A 21708-nucleotide genomic window follows, 5' to 3' on the forward strand; every position below is an offset into this window, starting at 1 on the left:
GGGCCGCGGGGGGGGGGGGGGGGCCGCCCCCCCCCCCCCGCCGCCCCCCGGGGCCCCCGCCGGCCCCCGGGGGGCCCCCCCGCCCCCCCCCCCCCCGGGGGGGGGGGGGCCCCCCCCCCCCCCCCCGCGCCCGTCTCAGCGGGCCGGGACGGCCGTCCCGTAGAAGGCGTCCAGCGCGTACACACAGCGGTCCTTGGAGCCGACGAAGACCCGCCCGCCGACCGCCACCGGGGACCCGGTCAGCTCACCCTTGGTCCCCAGCTCCCAGCGCAGCTGACCGCTCGCCAGGTCGAGGGTGTGCAGCGAGTGGTCCCGGCTGCCCAGGTGGACCAGGCCGTCCGCCACCGCCGGGGCCCCGACGATCTCCCCGCGCGCGGTGTAGCGCCAGCGTTCCCGGCCGGTGGCCGCCTCGAAGGCGTACAGCACCTCGCCGCTGCCGACCAGCACCATGCCGTCCCCGACCACCACCGGCTCGGCGCCCTGCCGGCTGCCGGTGACCCCGCGCCAGCGGTCCCGGCCGGTGGCCGCGTCCAGCGCGTAGACCGTGCCCAGGTAGTCGGCGACGTAGACCGCGTCGGCGTCCAGGGCGGGCGGGGTGAAGAGCACCACCGGGGCCTCGAAGCGCCAGCGCTCGACCCCGCTGGCCGCGTCCAGCGCGTACACCCGGGTACCGGCCGTCACGTAGAGCACGCCGCCGCGCTCGACCGGGTGCGAGGGCACGTCCTCGCCGACCGGGAAGGACCAGCGCAGGCCCGCACCGCGCGGGTCGATGCAGCGCAGCCGCCCGGCGCCGTAGTAGTAGGCCGCGCCGGCCACCAGGACCGGGCCGGACTGCGGGTTCTCGTAGTCCTGCTGGGCGTCGTCGGCGCGCCACAGCTCGCCGCCGTTGGCCGCGGAGCGCAGCTGGACGCCGCCGCCCCGGATGCCGCAGCAGAGCACCCCGTCGGCGGCGGAGAGCGAGTAGACCCAGCCGTCCAGCGAGGTGCGCCAGCGCTCGGTGCCGTCCGCGACGTCCACCGTGTACAGGTGGGGGCCGTCGGCGGCGTGCACCCGGCCGGCGTGCACCGCGAGCGCCCAGGCGACGTCACGGGTCTTGTAGCGGCGCTCGCCGGAGCCGATGTCCAGCGCGTGCACCTCGAAGCTGGAGACGAAGAGCGTGCCGTCGGCGACCACTGGGGTGCCCCAGACGTCGTTGGACATCCGGAAGCGCCAGGGGCGCCAGCGGGCGGCCGGCGCGGGCGCCGGCGGCGGCGTCGGGGTGGCCCGGCGGACCCAGTCGGTCTCGGCCGGGGCCGTTCCCGGGCCGGTCTGCTCGTGCTCGGCCCGGGGGCCGGGGCCTATCCGCACCGAGGCGCCGGACAGCTGCACCTCGACGGCCCCGCCACCGGGCGCCCGGTGCTTGTTCGGGGAGGCGATCTTCGCGGTCGGGATCTCGCCGTCGGCGGCCCGGCCGGGCTGCGGTCCGGCGTGCACCGGCCCGGCCGGCGGCAGGTGCCGCCCGCCCGGGTGGGTCCGCGGGTCGTCCAGGCCGGGGCGCTGCGGCGGCACCTGCTGGTGCGGCTGCGGCGGCTGGTGCGACGGCTGCTGGGGGCCGCCCCGCGGCGGCTCCGGGGGCTGCGGCGGGCCGACCGGCGGCTGCCCGCCGCGGGGCGGCGGGGCCGGCTGGCGGCGGCCGCGCTTGCGCTCGATCAGCTCCAGCGCGTTGGCCGGGAGCCAGTCGCCGGCCTCGCCGGAGGCGTCGTCGCGGGAGAACAGGTGCGGGGCCAGCTCGGTCTGGATCTGCGCCGGGGTGGGCCGGTGCTCGGGCGAGGGCCGCATGCAGGCGCGGACCAGGTCCATCAGCTCCGGCGGCATCCCGGACAGGTCGGGTTCCTCGCGCAGCAGCTGGAACACCGTCTCGACCGGGTTGGAGCCGCGGTACGGCGGGTGCCCGGTGGCGCAGAAGACCATCAGCGAGCCGAGCGAGAAGACGTCGCTGGCGCCCCGGACGTTCCGGCTGTCCCGGGCCTGCTCGGGGGACATGTAGGCGGGGGTGCCGACCGCGACGTTGGTCATGGTGAGCCGGGTGCTGGAGACGCCGGACGCGATGCCGAAGTCGATCACCTTCGGGCCGTCCTCGACCACCAGCACGTTGGACGGCTTGAGGTCGCGGTGGATCAGCCCGGCCGCGTGGATGGACTGCAGCGCCTCGGCGATGCCCGCGACCAGCCAGCGGGTGGCGTCCACCGGCAGCGGCCCGCACTCCTCGACCAGGTCCTCCAGGGAGGGGGCCGGGATGTACGCGGTGGCCAGCCAGGGCACCCGGGCGTCCGCGTCGGCGTCCACCACGGCCGCGGTGTAGAAGCCGCCGACCGTCTTGGCGGCCTCGATCTCCCGCGCGAAGCGGACGCGGAACAGCTCGTCCTCGGCCAGCTCCCCCCGGACGGTCTTGATGGCCACCCTTCGACCGGAGGCGGAGCGCGCCAGGTAGACCAGCCCCATCCCACCCGCGCCGAGCCGCCCCAGCACCTCGAAGGGCCCGATCCGCCTCGGATCGTGCGCCGTCAGCTGGTCCACTCCGCTGCCACCTCCCCGTTTTCCGCACCCGCCGCGTGGTGCCGGACCCGATTCTCCAACGCCGCCCGCTGCAACTCCAACCTCCCCCGCCCGGGGCGGCCGGCCGCCCCGTGGCGGCCGCCGTCCGGTCACCGGTGACGGAACGGCCGGATTCTGACGCCCGCTCCGGCCGCGGCTTGCGTCCGGCCCCGCGGACACCCCCTCCCGGTACGGATCTCCCGGGACCGGACGTCGTCACGCTCTGTCACTCGACCACCCCTCAGCGGACTCGCCGTCACGCTATGGGGTCAAAAGCACACGGGGGGGCTTCAAACAGCGCCCCGGGGGCCGGGTGAATATCCGTCCGAAGCGGTTCATGCCCCTATAGCAACCCCCCGTGCGGAGTAATAGTCGCATCACCGAATCGCGCCAAGATCGTGCCACGGTAAGCTGACGGCATGACAGGACAAGTTCGCACCGTCGACGGTCGCGTCGCCGGGCGACGCGGACAGGAGACGCGGCAGAAGCTGCTCGACTGCCTCCGCGAGATGCTCAGCACGTCGCCGTATCGGGACGTCAAGGTCATCGACGTCGCCCGTATGGCGGGTACCTCCCCCGCGACCTTCTACCAGTACTTCCCGGATGTCGAGGGCGCTGTCCTCGAAATCGCCGAGGAAATGGCCAAGGACGCCGACACCCTCAAAGAGCTGGTGGCCGGAAAGTCCTGGGCAGGGAAGTCCGGCCCGACCACTTCGGAAGAACTGGTCGACGGATTCCTCGCCTTCTGGCGCAAGAACGACGCCATTCTCCGAGTGGTCACGCTCGGTGCCGCCGAAGGGGACAAGCGGTTCTTCAAGATCCGCATGACCGTCCTCAACGCGGTCGCCAAGCCACTCGCGGAGGCCGTCAAGGAACTCCAGGCGAAGGGTCAGGCCGACAAGTCGCTCGACCCGAACGCCGTAGCCGGGGCCCTGGTCTCGCTGCTCGCCTCGGCGGCCGAGCACCAGAAGGCCTTCACCTCCTGGGGCGTCAAGGTCAAGGACCTCAAGCCCAACCTCGCTCCCCTGGTGTACCTGGGCGTCACCGGCAAGAAGCCGCCCAAGTAGACCGTCCGCCCGACAGATCATCCGCTCCGCGCGCAGTCCCGGCCTCCTGTCCGGGGACCGACGGACGGCGGCCGTGTCCTCGGGGGAGGTCCGCCGACGTACCGCAAGCGCGCCAGACATGCCGGTGGGCGGGCACCCCTCACACAGGGTGCCCGCCCACCGGCATGTCGCGCGGGGCCGGCCCGGGGTCGGAAGACAGCCCCTACGGGCAGCGCACGACCTGCCCCGCGTAGGCGAGGCCGCCGCCGAAGCCGAACAGCAGGACCGGGTCGCCCGGGCTCAGCTCGCCGCGCTCGACGAGCTTGGAGAAGGCCAGCGGGATGGAGGCCGCCGAGGTGTTGCCGGAGTCGACCACGTCCCGGGCCACCACGGCGTCGGCGAGGCCCAGCTTGCCCGCGATCGCGTCGATGATCCGCAGGTTGGCCTGGTGCGGCACGAAGCCCTTCAGCTCCGACGGGTCGATCCCGGCCCGCTCGCAGGCCTGGCGGGCCAGCGGGGCGAGCTGCGTGGTGGCCCAGCGGAACACCGACTGGCCCTGCTGGCTGATCACCGGGTCCCAGCCGGTGATGACGACGGCGTCGCCCTTCTCCGGCTCCGAGCCCCAGACCACCGGCCCGATGCCGGGCTCGGCGCCCTCCTCCTGGGCCTCGACCACCGCGGCGCCAGCGCCGTCGCCGAAGATCACGCAGGTGGTGCGGTCGGTCCAGTCGAGCGTGTCGGACATCCGCTCGGCGCCGATGACCAGGGCGCGCCGCGCCGCACCGGCCCGGATCGCGTGGTCGGCGGTGGCGAGGGCGTACGAGAAGCCGGAGCAGACGGTGTTGATGTCGTAGGCGGCGGGCGCCCGGACGCCGAGCCTGGCGGCGACCGCGGCCGCCGTGTTGGGGCTGCGCTCGATCGCGGTGCAGGTGGCGACCACGACCAGGTCGATCTCCTCGGCCGTGCGGCCGCTGTTGGCGAGCGCCTTCTGCGCCGCCTCGGTGGCGAGGTCGACCAGGGTCTCGCCCTCGGCGACGTGCCGGGTTCTGACGCCCACCCGGCTGCGGATCCACTCGTCGTTGGTGTCGACGAGCGCCTCCAGGTCGTCGTTGGTGAGGACCTTGGGGGGCTGGTAGTGGCCTAGTGCCACAATGCGCGAACCGCTCATACTGCCATGGAACCGGGTTACTCACTGGTCAGCGGGGCGCGACCGGCTACAAGGTCCGCCCCCGCGATCTGTAGGGGACTGACAAGGGGCGTTGCGGCGCCTGACCTCTGCTCCGGGCCGTCACCGGCACCGCGGCGGGGGGCGGGCGCCCGGAGGGCCCCCGGGGCCGGCTCAGGCGGCCAGCGAGGTGGCGTCCCCCATCACGATCACCGGGTGGGCCGCCGGGTCCAGGGTGCGGATCAGCTCGGCCATCTTGTCCTCCGGGATGGAGACGCAGCCGTGGGTGGGGCCGTCGTGGTCGACGTGGATCCAGATGCCGCCGCCCTTCTTGGCGCCCATCGGGCGGCGCGGGTCGAGCGGGGAGTTGCCGGGGACGCGGTTGTAGTTGATCGCGACCACGTAGTCGAAGGAGCCGGCCAGCTGGTCCCCGAAGAAGCCGGTCCCGGAGACCACGAAGCTCGGGTCCTTGTCGTACGGGAGCTTGCTGCCGGGGTCGGCGTTGCGGCCGCCGGCGTCGGTGAGCGAGAAGACGCCGATCGGGCTGCGCAGGTCGCCCTCGCTGTGGTCGGTGGTCCAGCCGTTCTTGCCGTTGTGGCCCTGCCAGGTCTCGCCGGCCAGCCAGCGGCCCTCCGGGGTGCGGGTCCAGAGGGTGACGCTGTTCTTGTCGGTGCCCTTGTCCTGACCGGAGGCGACCACGACCTGGGTGGTCTCGGCGGGGATCTTCGCGGTGAACGAAGCGCCGAGGCCGGGTATAGCGGCGACCGAGGTGTCCGCGCGGGCCTGGCTGCGGGCGGCGGCGGGGTCGGTGTTCTGCCGGTCGGCGGCGGCCTGGGCGGCGGCCGGCTGGGCGGCGGCCACGCCCGGTGACGGCTGGTCGGGCGTGCTGACGCCCTCCGGGCCGGGGCCGTCGGCGGCGGTGACGCCGGGCTTGGCGCCCTCCTGGCCGACGGTGTACCAGCCGGCGGCGGCCGCGACCAGCAGCGCCGTACCGGCCATCACGGCCTTGCCGTGTCGTTTCTGCTTGGCCTTGCGACGCCGGCCCCGGGCGGCCGCCCGGGAGCCCGCGGGGGCCTCGGCGGCGAGCGGAACGGACACCGGTCCGAGGGAGGGGTCCGCCGGCGGGGCGGACTCCGGTGCGGGGAAGGACTCCGCGGGGTGCACCGGCTCCGTCCCGGCGAAGGGCTCCGACAGGTACACCGGTTCCGGGTCGTAGCCCGCGCCGTACGGCGCCTCGTAACCGGCCTCGTACGCCGCCTCGTAGCCGCTCTGCTGGCCGTAGCCCGGCCCGGCGCCGTACGCGTACTGCTGGGCGGTGCCGGCCTGCGCCGCGTGGCCGGCCGGGTGGGGCCGGAACGGCTGGTCGTAGGCCTCGAAGTAGCCGTCCTGCGGGTTGGGCCGATAGTCGCCGTGGCCCTGCTGAACCGGCTGCTGGTACGCCCCGTAGTCCTGGTGGGAGGGCTGTGGCGCCTCGTACACCGGCTCCGGCATCGGCTCGTACGACGGGTACGCGGTGGCGCGATGTGAACCGGACATACGGTCGATCCTGCCAAACGCCGTACCCGTTGGTAAACCCGGGGCGCGTGCGGAGGCGGTGAAGAAGCCGCCGCCCCGGCCGTGGAACGGCCGGGGCGGCGGGGGTGGGGCACGGTCAGAGACGCATCGCCTGCGGGGTCTCGCGGCGCGTCAGGTCCGGTCCGTCGTACTCGCGGATGACCTCGTAGCGGGTGTTCCGCTCCACCGGGCGGAAGCCGGCGTCGCGGATCAGGTCGAGCAGGTCGTCGCGGCCGAGCTTGTTCGGGGTGCCGAAGTTGTCCGCGTCGTGGGTGATCTTGTACTCGACCACCGAGCCGTCCATGTCGTCGGCGCCGTGGCTGAGCGCCAGCTGGGCGGTGGTCACGCCGTGCATCACCCAGAACACCTTGACGTGCGGGACGTTGTCGAAGAGCAGCCGGGAGACGGCGAAGGTCTTCAGGGCCTCGGCGCCGGTGGCCATCTCGGTACGGGCCATCAGCTTGTTGCGCACGACGCCGTCCTTGGAGTCGTGGAAGTCGTGCTGGTAGCGCAGCGGGATGAACACCTGGAAGCCGCCGGTCTCGTCCTGCAGCTCGCGCAGCCGCAGCACGTGGTCCACCCGGTGGCGGGGCTCCTCGATGTGCCCGTACAGCATGGTGCAGGGCGTCTTGAGTCCCTTGGCGTGCGCGAGGCGGTGGATCCGCGACCAGTCCTCCCAGTGGGTGTCGTGGTCGACGATGTGCTGGCGGACCTCCCAGTCGAAGATCTCCGCGCCGCCGCCGGTCAGCGACTCCAGACCGGCGTCGATCAGCTCGTCCAGGATCTCGTCCGCGGACAGACCGCTGATCTTCTCGAACCAGTGGATCTCGGTCGCGGTGAAGGCCTTCAGCGAGACGTTCGGCAGGGCCGCCTTGAGCTCCCGCAGCGAGCGCGGGTAGTAGCGCCAGGGCAGCGTCGGGTGCAGGCCGTTGACGATGTGCAGCTCGGTGAGGGAGTCGCTCTCCATCGCCTTGGCGAGCCGGACGGCCTCCTCGATGCGCATCGTGTACGCGTCCTTCTCGCCCGGCTTGCGCTGGAACGAGCAGTACGCGCAGGACGCGCTGCACACGTTGGTCATGTTGAGGTGGCGGTTGACGTTGAAATGGACGACGTCGCCGTTCTTCCGCGTCCGCACGTGGTGGGCCAGGCCACCCAGCCAGGCCAGGTCGTCGCTCTCGTAGAGCGCGATCCCGTCCTCGCGGGTCAGCCGCTCACCCGCGTAGACCTTCGCCTCCAGCTCGCGCTTGAGCCCTGCGTCCATGCGGTGCCCCGCCTCCTCCGACTTCGGTTCCTTGCCGGAACGAGCGTACGTCACCTGACGGCCGCAGCTCCGGGCCGCTCCGACCGCGGGACGACGCGTCTCACCGCGGCGCTCCGCCGGCCCGGGGATCAGGTCGAGAGCAGCTCCGCGAGCAGGGCGGGCTCGATGTTGCCGCCGCTGACCACGGCGGCCACCGTCCGGCCCCCGGTCTCGTCGGCTCGGTGGAAGTAGGCCGCCGGGGCGACCGCGCCGGAGGGCTCGGCGACCAGCCGGCCGCGGCGGGCCAGCAGGGCGACGGTGGCCCGGATCTCGTCCTCGGTGACGGTGACGATGTCGTCCACGTACGCGGTCAGGTGCTCGAAGGGCAGCTCGCCGACCGACGGGGTGCGCAGCCCGTCCGCGATGGTGCGGTAGGTGTCGGCGACCGGCCAGGCGAGCCGGCGCCCGGCCCGCAGACTGGCCCGGGCGTCGGCGGCCAGCTCCGGCTCGACGCCGACCACCCGGACACCCGGACGGGTGAGCTTGAGCGCGGCCGCCGTCCCGGAGATCAGGCCGCCGCCGCTGACCGGCACCAGCACGGTGTCCAGCCCGGCCGGGGCGTCCTCGGCGATCTCCAGGCCGACCGTGCCCTGGCCCGCGATGATGTACGGGTCGTCGTACGGCGGCACCCACACGTAGCCGTGCCGCTCGGCGAGCTCGCCGGGCACGGTGTCCCGCTCCTCCGGCGACACCAGGAGCACCTCGGCGCCGAACCCGCGGGTGTACTCCACCTTCACGGCCGGGGAGGTGTCCGGCATCACGATGACGGCCTTGATCCCGAGCAGTGCCGCCGCGTAGGCGACGGCCTGCGCGTGGTTGCCGCTGGACTGCGCGACCACGCCGCGGGCCCGCTCGTCCTCGGTGAGCGCGGCCAGCCGGTTGTAGGCGCCACGGGTCTTGAAGGCGCCGGTCGGCTGGAGGTTCTCGGGCTTGAGCCACAGGCTGCGCCCGCCGTCGGCCGCCCAGGGGGCGGGGACCAGCGGGGTGCGCACGGCCACCCCCGCGATCCGCTGCCGGGCCGCGCGCAGCTCCTCCAGTCCGACCAGTGCCATGACGTCACTCTCCTTCTGGGGGGAGGTCGCTCACCCGGTTCTCCCACTTGGTGGAGAGTACGACGGTGGTCCGGGTGCGGGCCACGCCCTTCGTGCCGGAGATCCGCTTCACCACGGACTCCAGGCCGGCCACGTCGGCCACCCGGACCTTGAGCATGTACGAGTCGTCACCCGCGATGAACCAGCAGTCCTCGACCTCGTTGAGGTCCTTCAGCCGGAACGCGACGTCCTCGTGGTCGGCCGCGTCGGTCAGCTGGAGGCCGATCAGGGCCGTCACCCCGAAGCCGAGCGAGGCCGGGTTGACCGTCGCGCGGTAGCCGGTGATGACGCCGGCCTGCTCGAGGCGGTTGATCCGGTCCGTGACGCTCGGGCCGGAGAGGCCCACCAGCCGGCCCAGCTCGGCGTAGGACGCCCGTCCGTTCTCCCGGAGCGCCTGGATGAGCTGTCTGTCCACCGTGTCCATATACCGTCCGCGTCCTTCCGAACCTCACCAGACCCACAGATCATTATCCGGATTCAAAGGCGCCATGCGCGGAACAACCCGGGTATCGCAGAGAAGATACTCTCCCGCCTTCGGTCTCCTCACTCCCCCTCAGCCGACGCGCTGCCGTTCCCGCCGGCCCGGCGGGCCGCCGCTCCCAACTCCCCTTCCCAGCGCAGGTACAGGGAATGCGGTACGCCGACCGCGTCCAGCACCCGGCCGGCCACGAAATCGACGAGTTCGCGCACGGTGGAGCCGCCGGCGTAGAAACCGGGCGAGGCGGGCAGGACCACGGCGCCCTGCGCGTCGAGTTCCACCAGGTGTTTCAACGTCACCCCGTTGAGTGGTGTCTCGCGCACGCAGACGACCAGCGGGCGGCGCTCCTTGAGGGTGACGCTCGCCACCCGCTGCAGCAGGTCCTTGCTCAGGCCGAGCGCGATCCCGGCCACCGCGCCGGTGGTCGCCGGTACCACCAGCATGCCCCTGGCCGGGTAGGAGCCGCTGGACGGGCCGGCCGCGAAGTCCCCGGCGGGCCAGTAGCGGACGTCGTCCAGGAGGCCCGCCCGGTCCTCGTCGAGGCCCAGCCAGGCGGCCAGGTCGGTGCGCCAGTGGGCGTCCCGGAAGGAGATGCCGGTCTCGTCGAGGATGGTGAGCCGGGCGGCCCGGCTGACGATCAGGTCCACCGGCTCCCCGGCGTCGAGCAGGGCCCGGATCACCGAGGCCGCGTACGGCGTCCCCGACGCGCCCGAGACCCCGACCACCCACGGCTGACGCTTCGCTGTTCCCATGGCCCCTTTCTATCCGGCCGCACCCGCCCCGGCCGCATCCGCGGGCGTCCCTGGGAGGATGGGCGCATGGCAGCGACCCTCGTCGACCTCACCCATCAGGTGACCACCGCGATGCCGGTCTACCCCGGCGACCCGACCGTCCTGCTGGAGCCGGCGCTCACCACCGCCACGGCCGGGGTGAACGTGCTGGCCCTGCACCTGGGCTCGCAGTCCGGGACGCACGTGGACGCGCCGTACCACGTGGACGTCACCTGGCCGACCCTGGACGGGCTGCCGCTGGAGCGGTTCACCGGCCCGGCGGTGCTCGCCGACCTGCGCGGGCTGGAGCCGCGGGCGGCCGTCACCCCCGACCTGCTGGCGCCCGCGCTGGAGCGGGTCGGCGAGGGGTCCGTCCTGCTGCTGGCCACCGGGTGGGCCCGGCACTGGGGCACCGACGCCTACCTGGCCCACCCCGCCCTGACGCCGGAGGCCGCCGGGGCGATCGTCGCCGCCGGGGTGCGGACCGTCGGGGTGGACGCGCCGAGCGTCGACCCCACCCCCGACCCGGGCCCGGGCGACCCGGCGGTGGCGGCGCTGCTCGCGGACCTCGCCGACGAGCACGACCGGCCCGCCGACGAGCCGACCCTCGCCGCGCACCGCGTGCTGCTGGGGGCGCCCGGCGGCGGGGTGATCGCGGAGAACCTGACCGACCTGCGGCCGCTGCTGGCCGCCCAGGAGGCCGGTCTGCCGGTGGAGGTGTCGCTGTTCCCGCTGCGCCTGGTGGCGGCGGACGGCGCGCCGGTCCGGGCGGTGGCCCGGCTGGGCTGAGACGCCTCCGACCGCACCCCCCAACGGACTTGGTCTAGACCATCCCCCGGCGCCGCCGCTACGCTGTCCGGCCATGGCTGAGATCATCGGAGTGATCGAGCGACTCTGGCGCTACCCCGTGAAGTCCACCGGCGGCGAGCGGCTCGACTCCGTCGAGGTGGACGAGCGCGGCCTCGCCGGCGACCGCCTCTACGCCGTCCGCGACGGCGACGGCAGACTCGGTTCGGGCAAGAGCACCCGCCGGTTCCGCCGGGTGGACGGCCTGCTCCGCCTCTCCGCCCGCCTCGGCCACCGGATCGACGGACCCGAGCTGTTCGACCCGCTCGGACGCCCGGTCACCGAGCCCGGCGCGTTCCTGCGGGCCTACCTCCAGCGCGAGGACGTCGAGCTGGCCCGCGAGGACGCCGTCTCGCACTTCGACCAGCTGCCGGTCAGCGTGCTCACCACCGCCACCCTGGACTGGGTCCGCGAGGCCGTCCCGTTCACCGCGGTCGACGAGCGGCGGTTCCGCCCCAACATCGTGCTGCGGACCCCGCCCGGCACCCCGCCGTTCGTCGAGGACGGCTGGTTCGGCCGGGAGGGGCTCGGCGGCGCCGGGGTGCGGCTGGGCTTCGTCCGGTCCAGCGAGCGCTGCGCGATGACCGGAGCCCCGCAGCCCGGGCTGCCGCACGCGCCCGAGATCCTCAAGGCCCTCGTGCACGCCCACGACGGCCGGCTCGACGCGCTGGCCGAGGTCGCCTCCCCGGGGCGGCTGAGCGTCGGAGACGAGCTGTCGCTGCACTGAGACCACCCCGAGCGGGCACGGAACCGCAGGTCAGGGCCCTCTCCAGGATTCCCGGAAAAATCTTCGACCTTCCCTGCAACCCCCGCGGGCCCCGCACGTCTATGGGAGTGAGCGGCGGGGAAGCCCGCCGGGCCGGACTGCGGGTGACGCCGGGGGCACCACCCCCGAACCTCGCGTCCGGCACCTACCGAGCTTGCCGGCCGGCGACGGAACGCCGACGGTGCAACACCCTGGGGGTATTCAGAATGTCCGTCGTGCGCGCACGCCGCTCCGGCTCCACCGTCCTCACCGCCGCCACCCTCGGCGTGCTGCTGGCCACCGGTGCCGTGGTCGCCTCCCCGGCCGCCTACGCCGCCGACGCCCCGGCCGCGGTCACCGCCCCGGCCGAGCCGACCGCCACCCCGGCCGCCGAGCCGACCGCCGCGGCCTCCGCCGCCGCCACGGAGAAGCCCGCCGAGAAGCCGGCCGACAAGCCCGCCGCCAAGACCGCCGAGGCCGGCAAGCCCGCGCTGACCGTCAACGCCCCCGCGTCCATCGGCCACGGCGGCGAGCCCGTCGAGTTCACCGAGACCGTCACCAACCCCGGCGACGCCGCGGCCTCGTACACCCTGAGGGTCGACGCGAGCAGCCCCGCCGCCCCCGCCAAGGGCATCACCGTCGACTACCGCGACGCCGACGGCACCTGGAAGCCCCTCGGCTCCGGCGGGGAGGTCCCCGGGCTGACCGTCGCCGCCGGCGCCACCCGGACGGTCCGGCTGCGCCTGGCCACCCCGCTCCACAACGCCTGGGGCAACCAGGACGCGCCCGTCACGCTCCGCTCCGCCGTCCTGGACCAGGCGAAGGCCGTCCTCGCCGAGAGCACCGCGGAGGTCGTGGCCAAGGCCCTCACCCTGCAGGTCAAGGGCGCGCCGACGAGCGCCGTCGCCGGCGGTGCGCCGGTCGAGTTCGACGTCACCGTCACCAACCCCAGCGCGTCCGGCTACACCGGCGTCTCCAAGGTCGTGGAGGCCACCCGGAACAGCACCTTCCAGGTGCAGGAGGCCGACGGCGGCTGGGAGACCGTCACCGGCACCCCGCAGGACAACGGCCGGGTCCTCTACCACCTCACCGAGGACCGGACCCTCGCCGCCGGCGCCTCCTTCACCAAGCACGTCCGCATCGCCTTCACCGCCGACGCCGCGCCCGGCACCGAGTACATCCACCCGTGGGCCATGCTCGGCGAGGGCGGCGCGTTCATGCCCCTCGTCATCGGCCCCCAGTTCGTCGCGGTCGACGTCACCGCCGCCCCGGTCGCCGCCAAGCCCTCGCTGACCGTCCAGGAGCCGGCCTCGATCGGCAACGGCGGCCGTCCGGTGGAGTTCACCGAGACCGTCACCAACCCGGGCGGCACCGACGCCTCGTTCACGCTGAAGCTGAAGGCCAGCAACCAGTGGGCCCGCTCGAAGGACCGCATCACCCTCGAGTACCGCGACGCCGACGGCACCTGGAAGCCCGTGACGCTGAACTTCGCGCTGGGCGACAAGACCGTCGACTTCTCCGGGGAGATCCCGGGCGTGACGGTCGCCGCCGGCGCCAGCAGGACCCTCCAGCTGCGCCTCGCCGCCCCGCTCAACAACGACTGGGCCAGCCAGAGCAGCACCGTCAAGCTCTACTCCGCGATCGCGGACTCCGCGAACACCGTCGTCGCCGAGAGCACCAAGGACGTGGCGCTGAAGGCCCTCGCCGTGCAGGTCAAGAACGCGCCGACCAGCGCCGTCATCGGCGGCGCCCCGGTCGAGTTCGACGTCACCGCGACCAACCCCAGTGCCTCCGCCTACGACGACGCCTCCCTGGTGGTGCAGGCCGACCAGCAGAGCACCCTCCAGGTGCAGAAGGCCGACGGCGGCTGGCAGGACGTCACCGGCACCCCGAGCCGCCAGTCGACCGGCCCGCTGACCTACCACCTCACCGACGGCAAGGACCTGGCGGCCGGAGCATCCGTCACCAAGCACGTCCGGCTGGCGTTCACCGCCGGTGCCGCGATCGGCGCGTCCTACGTCCACGGGGTGGTCGTCCTCGGCGAGGGCGGCCAGTACATGCCCGCGTACGTCGGCCCGCAGGGATTCCGGGTCGACCTCTCCACCGCGCCCGGCACCGGCAGCGCCGTCAAGGCCGGCTTCACCGCCGCCTCCGCGGACGACGCCGCCACCACCGGTACCGGCGCCACCACGGGCACCACCGCCGGCACCGCCCGGCTGGCGGGCGGCGAGCTCGCGCACACCGGGTCGGACGGCGTCCTCACGACCGCCGCGGGCGCCGCCGCCCTGCTCGTCAGCGGCCTCGGCGCGCTCTTCGCCGCGCGCCGCCGCCGCAGCGCCTGACCGCCTCCGCGCAGCCCGCGGCCCCACCCGGGCCCCGGCTCCCCGGCCCCGGCGGGCCCCGCAGGCGCGCCGTAGACGATGACGCATGGACGGGAGACCCGTGCGCATTGGGCCTCTCATGCGGCTCGCCTACCGTCGAGGCATGACGGAGAAGCGAACTGACGATGTGACGTCCGTCCTGGTGATCGGCGCCACCGGGGCGGTCGGACGCCACCTGGTGCTGCAGCTCGCGGCCGCCGGGGTGCGGGTCCGGGCCCTGACCCGGCGCGGCGACCGGGCGCGGCAGCGCGGACACGTCCAGGGGGACCTGCTCGATCCGGATTCGCTGCGGGCCGCCGCGCGCGGCATCGACGCGGCCTTCCTGGCCTGGCCCCTCCCGACCGCCGAGGGCGCGGCCGGGGCGGTGGCGGCCCTGGCCGGCGAGGTCGGGCGGGTGGTGCAGCTCTCCTCGGCCGCCGTCCGGGACGCGCCAGGGGCGGGCCCGCGGGGGCCGGCCGGGGAGGTCGAGGCGCTCCTCGCGGGCAGCGGGGTGCGGCACACCGCGCTGCGGCCGTACGGCTTCGCGGCGGACGCGCTGCGGTGGGCGGAGGAGATCAGGACCGGCGGTGCCGTGCAGGGCTACGGCGGTGCGGCCGGGCTCCACCCGGTCGACGAGCGGGACGTCGCGGCGGTCGCCGTCCGCGCCCTGCTCGACGACGGCCACGACGGCGCCCGCCACCTGCTCACCGGCCCCGGGGCGCCGACCCAGGCGGAGCAGGTGCGGATCATCGGGGAGGCCGCCGGCCGCCCGGCACGGTGGGAGGAGGTCCCCCGCGGGACGGCCCGCCGGCGCATGCTCGCCGCCGGCCGGCCCCCGGCGGAGGCCGACGCCGCGCTGGACCTCGTCCAGGCCCGCCTCACCGACCCGGATCCGGTCACCACGACCGTCCGGGACGTCACCGGCCGGCCTGCCCGGAGCTTCCGCACCTGGGCCGCCGACCACGCCGCGCTGTTCCGGTGAGCCGCCCCGTCCCGGCGGCCGCCCGGCGGGGCGTCAGACGCCGAGTCCGCGGACGACCAGGTCCACCAGGGCGAAGAAGAACAGCGAGATGCCCACGAAGCCGTTGGTCTGGAAGAACGCCCGGTTGAGCCGCGACAGGTCGTTCGGCTTGACGATGGTGTGCTCGTACAGGAACGCGCCCACCACCACGACCAGACCGATCCAGAAGGCCGGTCCGGCGTGCGTCAGGACCCCGAACCAGCCCAGCAGGAGCGTGGTGACGAGGTGGCACGCCCGTGCGCCGCGGATCGCGGCCGGGACGCCGAAGCGGGCCGGGACCGACCGCACGTTGCCGTGGCGGTCGGACTCGACGTCCTGGCAGGCGTAGATCAGGTCGAAGCCGCCGATCCAGACGCCGACCGCCACGCCGAGGACCACCGCGTCCCAGGACCAGCGGCCCGTCACCGCGAGCCAGGCGCCGACCGGCCCCATCGCCTGGGCCAGACCGAGGATGGCCTGCGGGAAGTCGGTGAACCGCTTGCCGTACGGGTAGACGACCATCGGCACCACGGCCACCGGCGCGAGCGCCAGGCAGAGCGGGTTGAGCAGCGCCGCCGCCCCGAGGAACACCACCAGCGCCACGGCCGAGCCGATGTACGCGGTCCTCAGCGAGACGGCCCCGGTGACCAGTTCGCGGGAGGCCGTGCGCGGGTTCCGGGCGTCGATCTCGCGGTCGATGATCCGGTTGGCGGCCATCGCGAAGGTGCGCAGGCCGACCATGCAGACGGTGACGACGAACAGCTGGCCCCAGTGCACCCGCTTGTCGGCGAGGAACATGGCCGTCAGCGCGGCGATGTAGGCGAAGGGCAGGGCGAAGACCGAGTGCTCGATCATCACCAGGCGCAGGAAGGCCTTCGTGCGCCCGGGGGTCTCGACGGCGGCGGTGCTCACAGCCCGTACTCCTTCCAGCGACGCGACACCAGTGCGGCCGTGGCCGGGTCCGAGGAGACCATCTCCGGCCAGCCGCCGTCCCGGGTGTAGCCCTCCTCGGGGAGCTTGCGGGTCGCGTCGATGCCCGCCTTCCCGCCCCAGAACTGCTGGTACGAGGCGTGGTCGAGGTGGTCGACCGGGCCCTCGACCACGGTGAGGTCGCGGCTGTAGTCGACGTTGCCGAAGGCCCGCCAGGCGACCTCCTGGTAGTCGTGCACGTCGCAGTCGGAGTCCACCACGATGATCAGCTTGGTCAGCGACATCATGTGGGCGCCCCAGATGGCGTGCATCGTCTTCTGGGCGTGCTTGGGGTACTTCTTGTCGATCGAGACGATCACGCAGTTGTGGAAGCCGCCGGCCTCGGGCAGGTCGTAGTCGACGATGTCCGGGATGATGATCTTCAGCAGCGGCAGGAAGAAGCGCTCGGTGAACTTGCCCAGCGGGCCGTCCTCGGTCGGCGGGCGGCCGACCACGATGGACTGCAGGAGCGGCCGGCGGCGCATCGTCACGCAGTCGATCGTCAGGGCCGGGAACGGCTCCTGCGGGGTGTAGAAGCCGGTGTGGTCGCCGAACGGGCCCTCGGGGAGCATCTCGCCGGGCTCCAGCCAGCCCTCCAGGACCACCTCGGCGTCGGCCGGGACCTGCAGCGGGACCGTCTTGCAGTCGACCATCCGCACCCGCTCGCCGGCGACGAACCCGGCGAACAGGTACTCGTCGATGTCCCCGGGCAGCGGCGCGGTGGCCGCGTAGGTGACGGCCGGCGGGCAGCCGAAGGCGATCGCGACGGGCAGCCGTTCGCCCCGCTTCGCGGCCTTCGCGGCGTGGTTGTGGCTGTCCTTGTGGATCTGCCAGTGCATGCCGATGGTGCGCCGGTCGTGCCGCTGGAGCCGGTAGAGGCCCAGGTTGCGGACGCCGCTGTCCGGGTCCTTGGTGTGGGTGAGCCCGAGGTTGAAGAAGGACCCGCCGTCCTGCGGCCAGGTGAAGAGGGCGGGCAGCGCGTCCAGGTCGACGTCGTCGCCGGTGAGCACGACCTCCTGGACCGGGGCGTCCTTCACGTTGCGGGGCGGCACGTGCGCCATCGAGGCGAGCTTGCCGAAGGCGTCCCGGAAGCCGGTGAAGCCCTGCGGGAGTTCGGGCTTGAGCAGTCCGGCGATCTTCTCGGAGATGTCGTCGGGGCCCTTGAGGCCGAGGGCCTTGGCGAGGCGCCGCTCGGTGCCGAAGACGTTCATCGCGAGGGGCATCGAGGAGCCCTTGACGTTCTCGAAGAGCAGCGCGGGGCCCTTCGCCTTCTGGACCCGGTCGACGATCTCGCCGATCTCCAGGTGCGGGTCCACCTCTGCCTTGATGCGCTTGAGGTCCCCTTCGCGGTCGAGTGCCCGGAGGAAGGAGCGGAGATCGTCGTATGCCATGCCTGTCAGTATCCGCCACCGGATAGCCTGGCTCCGTCAAGGGCCCCGGGAAGGCGCCCGTCGCCACCGCCGCCGGGGGAGACAGCCACCGTGCTGAGGATTCTTCTGACCATCGTCCTTCCGCTCGCACTCTGGGTGTGGGCCTTCATCGACTGCCTGACCACGCCCGAGGACGGGGTGAAGCACCTCCCCAAGCCGGTCTGGGTGCTGGTGGTGCTGCTGTTCCCGCCGGTCGGCCCGATCGCCTGGCTGGTGGCCGGGAAGCAGCGCCGTCCGCTGCTCGCGGGGCCGTACGACGGGGATGCGGGCGGCCCCGAGCGGTCGGCCCCGCGCGGCGGCCGGCCGCTCGCCCCGGACGACGACCCCGATTTCCTCGCCTCGTTGAAGAAGAGCGACAAGGAGCACGAGGAGATGCTGAAGCGCTGGGAGGCCGATCTCCGCCGCCGCGAGCAGGAGCTGCGCAACGACGACGAGCCCGGCGACGGCCGCAGGAGCTGATCGCGCAGGCCCGGCCGCTACCTCGGACAGCCCACCCGGAACGTTCCGGGTGGGCTGGAGTGTTTTTGGCGCTTCCCTACGACCGGGAGCCCCCTAGCACGGATCGGGGCCGCCTCCGCACCCGACTTGAGCGGAGCTTGAGCGAGGCCCAAGTCGGCCGCCCTACATTACTGAGCGACGGCCCTGACCTGCGCTTTTCTTCACGCTCAGATCATCGGACCATCATCTGCCCGACAACCCCCGGTATTCGAACGGACACCGAGCGCTCCGGCTTCGCCCCCGCCGCTTCTGTGCAGGCCTGACATCTAAACGGACCCGACCTTGTACGGAATCGACGCCGAAACCAACGCACGGCCCCTCGTACAGTCATAAGTGAAGAAAGTGATTCGCAGCCGGGGGCACAGCAGACGTTGGCTGTCGGACAGTTCCCTCACCCTTGGAGTGGTTCGAGATGACGGTTGTGCATGAGGCGCCGGTGGGCGGCGAGGTCCCCGAGGTCCCGGCCGACGCCCGCGGGCGCGTCGCCGAGCTGCACGAGCTCCGCGAGAAGGTGCGTCGCGGCCCCAGCGAGAAGGCCACCGAGGCCCAGCACGCGAAGGGCAAACTGACCGCCCGCGAGCGCATCGAGCTGCTGCTGGACGAGGGCTCCTTCCGCGAGGTCGAGCCGCTGCGCCGGCACCGCGCCCAGGGCTTCGGCCTGGAGGCGAAGAAGCCGCACACCGACGGCGTCATCGTCGGCTGGGGCACCGTGCACGGCCGGACCGTCTTCACCTACGCGCACGACTTCCGGATCTTCGGCGGCGCGCTGGGCGAGGCCCACGCGCAGAAGATCCACAAGATCATGGACATGGCCATCGCGGCCGGTGCGCCGCTGGTCTCGCTCAACGACGGCGCCGGCGCCCGCATCCAGGAGGGCGTCACCGCCCTCGCCGGCTACGGCGGCATCTTCCAGCGCAACACCCGCGCCTCGGGCGTCATCCCGCAGATCTCGGTGATGCTCGGCCCGTGCGCCGGCGGCGCCGCGTACTCCCCCGCGCTGACCGACTTCGTGTTCATGGTCCGCGAGACCTCGCAGATGTTCATCACCGGCCCGGACGTCGTCCAGGCGGTGACCGGCGAGAAGATCAGCCAGAACGGCCTCGGCGGCGCCGACGTCCACGCGGGCGTCTCCGGCGTCTCGCACTTCGTCTACGACGACGAGCAGTCCTGCATCGAGGAGGTCCGCTACCTCCTGTCGCTGCTGCCGCAGAACAACCGCGAGATGCCGCCGACCGTCCTCAACGACGACCCGGTCGACCGCCGCAACGAGTCCCTGCTCGACCTGGTGCCGGCCGACGGCAACCGCCCGTACGACATGCGCAAGGTCATCGAGGAGATCGTCGACCACGGCGAGTACCTCGAGGTCCACGAGCGCTGGGCCACCAACGTGCTGTGCGTGCTGGCGCGGGTCGACGGCCACGTCACCGGCATCATCGCAAACCAGCCGCAGTCGCTGGCCGGCGTGCTCGACATCAACGCCAGCGAGAAGGCCGCGCGCTTCGTCCAGATGTGCGACGCCTTCAACATCCCGCTGGTCACCATGCTCGACGTGCCGGGCTTCCTGCCCGGTGTCGACCAGGAGCACGACGGCATCATCCGGCACGGCGCCAAGCTGCTGTACGCGTACTGCAACGCCACCGTGCCGCGCATCCAGCTGATCCTGCGCAAGGCCTACGGCGGCGCGTACATCGTGATGGACTCCCGCTCCATCGGCGCCGACCTCTCCTACGCCTGGCCGACCAACGAGATCGCCGTCATGGGCGCCGAGGGCGCCGCCAACGTGATCTTCCGCCGCGACATCAACGGCGCCGAGGACCCGGACGCCATGCGGGCCCAGAAGATCAAGGAGTACAAGAGCGAGCTGATGCACCCGTACTACGCGGCCGAGCGCGGCCTCGTGGACGACGTCATCGACCCCGCCGAGACCCGCCAGGTGGTCGCCTCCGCCCTGGCCATGCTCCGCACGAAGCACGCCGACCTGCCGAGCCGCAAGCACGGCAACCCGCCGATGTAGCGTCCGCGCCGAGCGCGGTCCCGCAGCACGCACGTCCGAGCGACACCACACCACAGACACCGGGGGAGAAACCAGAAAATGACCGCTTCCGCCGAACCCCTCGTCCGCATCGTCCGCGGCTCCCTCTCCGACGAGGAGCTGGCCGCCCTCACCGCCGTGCTGATGGCGCGCGCCGCCGCCGCGCAGCAGGCCGGCGCGGCCGCCCTGGTCGAGCCGATCGCCACCTGGCAGCGGCTGGACCGCCGCCCGGCCTACTACTCGCCGGTCAGCTGGCAGCAGGCCGCCTGACGGCCCACGGCACCGCCGACGGCCGGTCACCCCACCCGGGTGGCCGGCCGTCACCCCTTTCCGGCGGCCTCCGGTGCCGTGCCACCGGGGGTCGGTTCCGCCCCGAACGGGCTCGGTAGAATACCTACTGGACGGTATGCGGCCCGCCGCCCCGCCGGCCCCCATAGGATCGGCCGCTGCCGAGCTACCAGAACTATCCAGGGAGGCTGCGATGGCCAGGCAGGCCCGCGCGCTGGCGACCCGCCAGGCGGTACTCCTCGCGGCGGCCGAGGTCTTCGACGAGCGGGGCTACGCCGCCGCCACCATGTCCGAGATCCTGGATCGCGCCGGCGTCACCAAGGGTGCGCTGTACTTCCACTTCCGTTCCAAGGAGGAGCTGGCACTCGCCGTCATCGAGGGTCAGGGCGCCTGGCTCGCCACCTGGCAGCCGTCCTCGGACAGCCCGGTGCAGACCCTGATCGACCTCGGGTACGCCTTCGCCCACGCCCTCCAGGACGACCCGCTGGTGCGTGGCAGCATCCGGCTGACGATCGAGCACGGCAGCTTCACCCAGCCGCAGATCGCGGCCTACCAGGGCTGGTCGGACGTCGCCCGCGGGCTGCTGGAACGCGCCCGCGACGCCGGCGACCTGCACCCGGGCGTGGACCTCGCGGCGGCCGCCGGAGTGATCACCGGGGCCGTCACCGGGATCCAGCTGAGCTCCCAGGTGCTGACCGACCGCCGGGACCTGATCCAGCGGATGGCCGACCTGTGGACGCTGGTGCTGCCCGGCCTGGTGCAGCCGCACGCGCTGGCCCGGCTGAGCGTCGCCGAGCGCGTGCCCTCCTGACGGATCGACGGCCCGGTCCCGGGCCTCACGGCCCGGCCTCCCGCCCGCCCGACGGCGCGCCGGACGGCACGGCTGCCGGCGGCGGCTCAGAGCCGGTAGCCGCCGCAGCGCTCCGCCGCCACCAGGGCCGGCAGCGCCGCCGCCCAGAGCCGCCCCACGGCCTCCGAGCACGGCCGGTCCGGCTCCTCTGCGGCGAGCAGCACCTGGCCGGCCGCGACCGCGGTGAGCAGTTCGGCGGCGGCCCGCCGGTCCAGACCGGGACGCAGCTCGCCGCCCTCGGCGGCGCGGTCCAGCAGGCGCCGGACGACGGCCGTGAGGCTGCGCCAGGTGGCGTCCGTACCGGGCAGGTCGTCCGGGGTGCCGGCCCGCGGCGGGCCCTGCCGGCCGAGCCGCACGCCGGCCCGGACCAGGACGTCCTCGCGCAGCAGCCGGGCGAGTTCGTGCGAGAAGTCGATCAGGCCCTGGAGCGCCGGATCGCCGGTGCGCAGGGCGCGCAGCGCGGCCGACCCGATCTCGCGCCCGGCCGCGGCGCGGACGCCGTCGGCGAGGGCCTGCTTGGAGACGAAGTGGAAGTAGAGGGCGCCCTTGCTGACCCCGGCCCGCCGGCTGATGTCGACCAGGCTGGCGGCTTCGAACCCGACGCTCGCGAAACTGTCCGCAGCGGCGAGCAGCACCGCCTGCCTGGTCCGCCCCGCGCGTTCCTGCTTGACCACTGGGCCCCTCCGGACTCGGCCGGGCGCGTTCCCTCCCC

The 21708-nt window shown here is 73.6% G+C and carries 19 protein-coding genes; 9 read left to right on the forward strand and 10 right to left on the reverse strand.

Features of this window, described 5'->3' with window-relative positions; all coding sequences use genetic code 11:
• Positions 1-135: 135 nt before the first annotated feature.
• The gene (locus ACIA8Q_RS09640; RefSeq protein ID WP_360219090.1) at positions 136-2556 is read right to left on the reverse strand and encodes a PQQ-binding-like beta-propeller repeat protein; all 2421 of its coding nucleotides are present in this window, start codon (positions 2554-2556) and stop codon (positions 136-138) included.
• A 437-nt stretch (positions 2557-2993) separates the two neighbouring features.
• Between ACIA8Q_RS09640 and ACIA8Q_RS09645 the strand changes: the two genes are divergently transcribed.
• Positions 2994-3641, forward strand: coding sequence for a TetR family transcriptional regulator (locus tag ACIA8Q_RS09645; protein WP_030055725.1), 648 nt, complete (start codon positions 2994-2996; stop codon positions 3639-3641).
• Between the two features lie 202 nt (positions 3642-3843).
• Here ACIA8Q_RS09645 and ACIA8Q_RS09650 read toward each other — a convergent pair whose 3' ends face one another.
• The 6 genes from ACIA8Q_RS09650 to ACIA8Q_RS09675 all read right to left on the reverse strand — a co-directional run bounded on the left by ACIA8Q_RS09650 (position 3844) and on the right by ACIA8Q_RS09675 (position 9960).
• Complete coding sequence (locus ACIA8Q_RS09650; RefSeq protein WP_360219093.1) at positions 3844-4788, reverse strand: beta-ketoacyl-ACP synthase III; 945 nt, start codon at positions 4786-4788, stop codon at positions 3844-3846.
• A 171-nt stretch (positions 4789-4959) separates the two neighbouring features.
• Positions 4960-6321, reverse strand: coding sequence for a L,D-transpeptidase family protein (locus ACIA8Q_RS09655; RefSeq protein WP_396316966.1), 1362 nt, complete (start codon positions 6319-6321; stop codon positions 4960-4962).
• A 115-nt stretch (positions 6322-6436) separates the two neighbouring features.
• Positions 6437-7600 carry an aminofutalosine synthase MqnE gene (mqnE, locus tag ACIA8Q_RS09660; protein ID WP_360219099.1) on the reverse strand — a complete coding sequence of 388 codons (1164 nt, stop codon included), beginning with the start codon at positions 7598-7600 and terminating at the stop codon, positions 6437-6439.
• Between the two features lie 128 nt (positions 7601-7728).
• A complete protein-coding gene (locus ACIA8Q_RS09665) occupies positions 7729-8691 on the reverse strand; it encodes a threonine/serine dehydratase (RefSeq protein WP_360219102.1) in 963 nt (320 codons plus the stop codon).
• Positions 8692-8695: 4 nt separating this feature from the next.
• On the reverse strand, positions 8696-9154 hold the full coding sequence (locus ACIA8Q_RS09670) for an Lrp/AsnC family transcriptional regulator (protein ID WP_329930404.1): 459 nt from the start codon (positions 9152-9154) through the stop codon (positions 8696-8698).
• A gap of 119 nt (positions 9155-9273) precedes the next feature.
• The gene (locus ACIA8Q_RS09675; protein ID WP_360219105.1) at positions 9274-9960 is read right to left on the reverse strand and encodes a UbiX family flavin prenyltransferase; all 687 of its coding nucleotides are present in this window, start codon (positions 9958-9960) and stop codon (positions 9274-9276) included.
• Between the two features lie 66 nt (positions 9961-10026).
• Here ACIA8Q_RS09675 and ACIA8Q_RS09680 point away from each other — a divergent pair, with 66 nt between their 5' ends.
• From ACIA8Q_RS09680 to ACIA8Q_RS09695, 4 genes are all read left to right on the forward strand, one after another.
• Entirely contained in the window at positions 10027-10767 is a 741-nt protein-coding gene (locus ACIA8Q_RS09680; protein ID WP_396316967.1) for a cyclase family protein, read from the forward strand.
• Between the two features lie 73 nt (positions 10768-10840).
• Positions 10841-11551: an MOSC domain-containing protein gene (locus ACIA8Q_RS09685; protein WP_360219111.1), complete on the forward strand. Its 711-nt coding sequence runs from the start codon at positions 10841-10843 to the stop codon at positions 11549-11551.
• A 254-nt stretch (positions 11552-11805) separates the two neighbouring features.
• Positions 11806-13911, forward strand: coding sequence for an LPXTG cell wall anchor domain-containing protein (locus ACIA8Q_RS09690; RefSeq protein WP_360219114.1), 2106 nt, complete (start codon positions 11806-11808; stop codon positions 13909-13911).
• Positions 13912-14053: 142 nt separating this feature from the next.
• Positions 14054-14911, forward strand: a complete 858-nt coding sequence (locus tag ACIA8Q_RS09695) for an NAD(P)H-binding protein (protein WP_360219117.1) — start codon at positions 14054-14056, stop codon at positions 14909-14911.
• A 33-nt stretch (positions 14912-14944) separates the two neighbouring features.
• Here the strand turns inward: ACIA8Q_RS09695 and mqnP are convergent, their stop codons facing one another.
• Both mqnP and ACIA8Q_RS09705 read right to left on the reverse strand, forming a co-directional pair.
• Positions 14945-15841, reverse strand: a complete 897-nt coding sequence (gene mqnP, locus ACIA8Q_RS09700; protein WP_360219120.1) for a menaquinone biosynthesis prenyltransferase MqnP — start codon at positions 15839-15841, stop codon at positions 14945-14947.
• Complete coding sequence (locus tag ACIA8Q_RS09705; RefSeq protein WP_360219123.1) at positions 15838-17289, reverse strand: menaquinone biosynthesis decarboxylase; 1452 nt, start codon at positions 17287-17289, stop codon at positions 15838-15840. The genes mqnP and ACIA8Q_RS09705 overlap by 4 nt, the downstream gene beginning before the upstream one ends.
• Before the next feature lie 90 nt (positions 17290-17379).
• On the opposite strand from ACIA8Q_RS09705, the gene ACIA8Q_RS09710 reads away from it, so the two are divergent.
• From ACIA8Q_RS09710 to ACIA8Q_RS09725, 4 genes are all read left to right on the forward strand, one after another.
• Positions 17380-17787, forward strand: coding sequence for a PLD nuclease N-terminal domain-containing protein (locus ACIA8Q_RS09710; protein ID WP_360219126.1), 408 nt, complete (start codon positions 17380-17382; stop codon positions 17785-17787).
• Positions 17788-18238: 451 nt separating this feature from the next.
• Positions 18239-19840: an acyl-CoA carboxylase subunit beta gene (locus tag ACIA8Q_RS09715; protein ID WP_360219129.1), complete on the forward strand. Its 1602-nt coding sequence runs from the start codon at positions 18239-18241 to the stop codon at positions 19838-19840.
• A 78-nt stretch (positions 19841-19918) separates the two neighbouring features.
• Positions 19919-20128, forward strand: coding sequence for an acyl-CoA carboxylase subunit epsilon (locus tag ACIA8Q_RS09720; protein WP_360219132.1), 210 nt, complete (start codon positions 19919-19921; stop codon positions 20126-20128).
• Between the two features lie 211 nt (positions 20129-20339).
• Positions 20340-20957: a ScbR family autoregulator-binding transcription factor gene (locus tag ACIA8Q_RS09725; RefSeq protein WP_360219135.1), complete on the forward strand. Its 618-nt coding sequence runs from the start codon at positions 20340-20342 to the stop codon at positions 20955-20957.
• Positions 20958-21043: 86 nt separating this feature from the next.
• On the opposite strand, the gene ACIA8Q_RS09730 is transcribed toward ACIA8Q_RS09725, so the two are convergent.
• Positions 21044-21670, reverse strand: a complete 627-nt coding sequence (locus ACIA8Q_RS09730) for a ScbR family autoregulator-binding transcription factor (protein ID WP_360219138.1) — start codon at positions 21668-21670, stop codon at positions 21044-21046.
• Positions 21671-21708: the final 38 nt, after the last annotated feature.

This window comes from Kitasatospora sp. NPDC051705 (assembly GCF_044453265.1).
In the GTDB taxonomy this organism is placed as follows: domain Bacteria; phylum Actinomycetota; class Actinomycetes; order Streptomycetales; family Streptomycetaceae; genus Kitasatospora.

What these genes read in the sequence shown, in the direction of transcription:
- ACIA8Q_RS09645 (WP_030055725.1), top strand. Translation starts at nt 2,994, where the DNA reads ATGACAGGACAAGTTCGCACCGTCGACGGTCGCGTCGCCGGGCGACGC.
- ACIA8Q_RS09650 (WP_360219093.1), bottom strand. Translation starts at nt 4,788, where the DNA reads ATGAGCGGTTCGCGCATTGTGGCACTAGGCCACTACCAGCCCCCCAAG.
- ACIA8Q_RS09655 (WP_396316966.1), bottom strand. Translation starts at nt 6,321, where the DNA reads ATGTCCGGTTCACATCGCGCCACCGCGTACCCGTCGTACGAGCCGATG.
- mqnE (WP_360219099.1), bottom strand. Translation starts at nt 7,600, where the DNA reads ATGGACGCAGGGCTCAAGCGCGAGCTGGAGGCGAAGGTCTACGCGGGT.
- ACIA8Q_RS09665 (WP_360219102.1), bottom strand. Translation starts at nt 8,691, where the DNA reads ATGGCACTGGTCGGACTGGAGGAGCTGCGCGCGGCCCGGCAGCGGATC.
- ACIA8Q_RS09670 (WP_329930404.1), bottom strand. Translation starts at nt 9,154, where the DNA reads ATGGACACGGTGGACAGACAGCTCATCCAGGCGCTCCGGGAGAACGGA.
- ACIA8Q_RS09675 (WP_360219105.1), bottom strand. Translation starts at nt 9,960, where the DNA reads ATGGGAACAGCGAAGCGTCAGCCGTGGGTGGTCGGGGTCTCGGGCGCG.
- ACIA8Q_RS09680 (WP_396316967.1), top strand. Translation starts at nt 10,027, where the DNA reads ATGGCAGCGACCCTCGTCGACCTCACCCATCAGGTGACCACCGCGATG.
- ACIA8Q_RS09685 (WP_360219111.1), top strand. Translation starts at nt 10,841, where the DNA reads ATGGCTGAGATCATCGGAGTGATCGAGCGACTCTGGCGCTACCCCGTG.
- ACIA8Q_RS09695 (WP_360219117.1), top strand. Translation starts at nt 14,054, where the DNA reads ATGACGGAGAAGCGAACTGACGATGTGACGTCCGTCCTGGTGATCGGC.
- ACIA8Q_RS09705 (WP_360219123.1), bottom strand. Translation starts at nt 17,289, where the DNA reads ATGGCATACGACGATCTCCGCTCCTTCCTCCGGGCACTCGACCGCGAA.
- ACIA8Q_RS09715 (WP_360219129.1), top strand. Translation starts at nt 18,239, where the DNA reads ATGACGGTTGTGCATGAGGCGCCGGTGGGCGGCGAGGTCCCCGAGGTC.
- ACIA8Q_RS09720 (WP_360219132.1), top strand. Translation starts at nt 19,919, where the DNA reads ATGACCGCTTCCGCCGAACCCCTCGTCCGCATCGTCCGCGGCTCCCTC.
- ACIA8Q_RS09725 (WP_360219135.1), top strand. Translation starts at nt 20,340, where the DNA reads ATGGCCAGGCAGGCCCGCGCGCTGGCGACCCGCCAGGCGGTACTCCTC.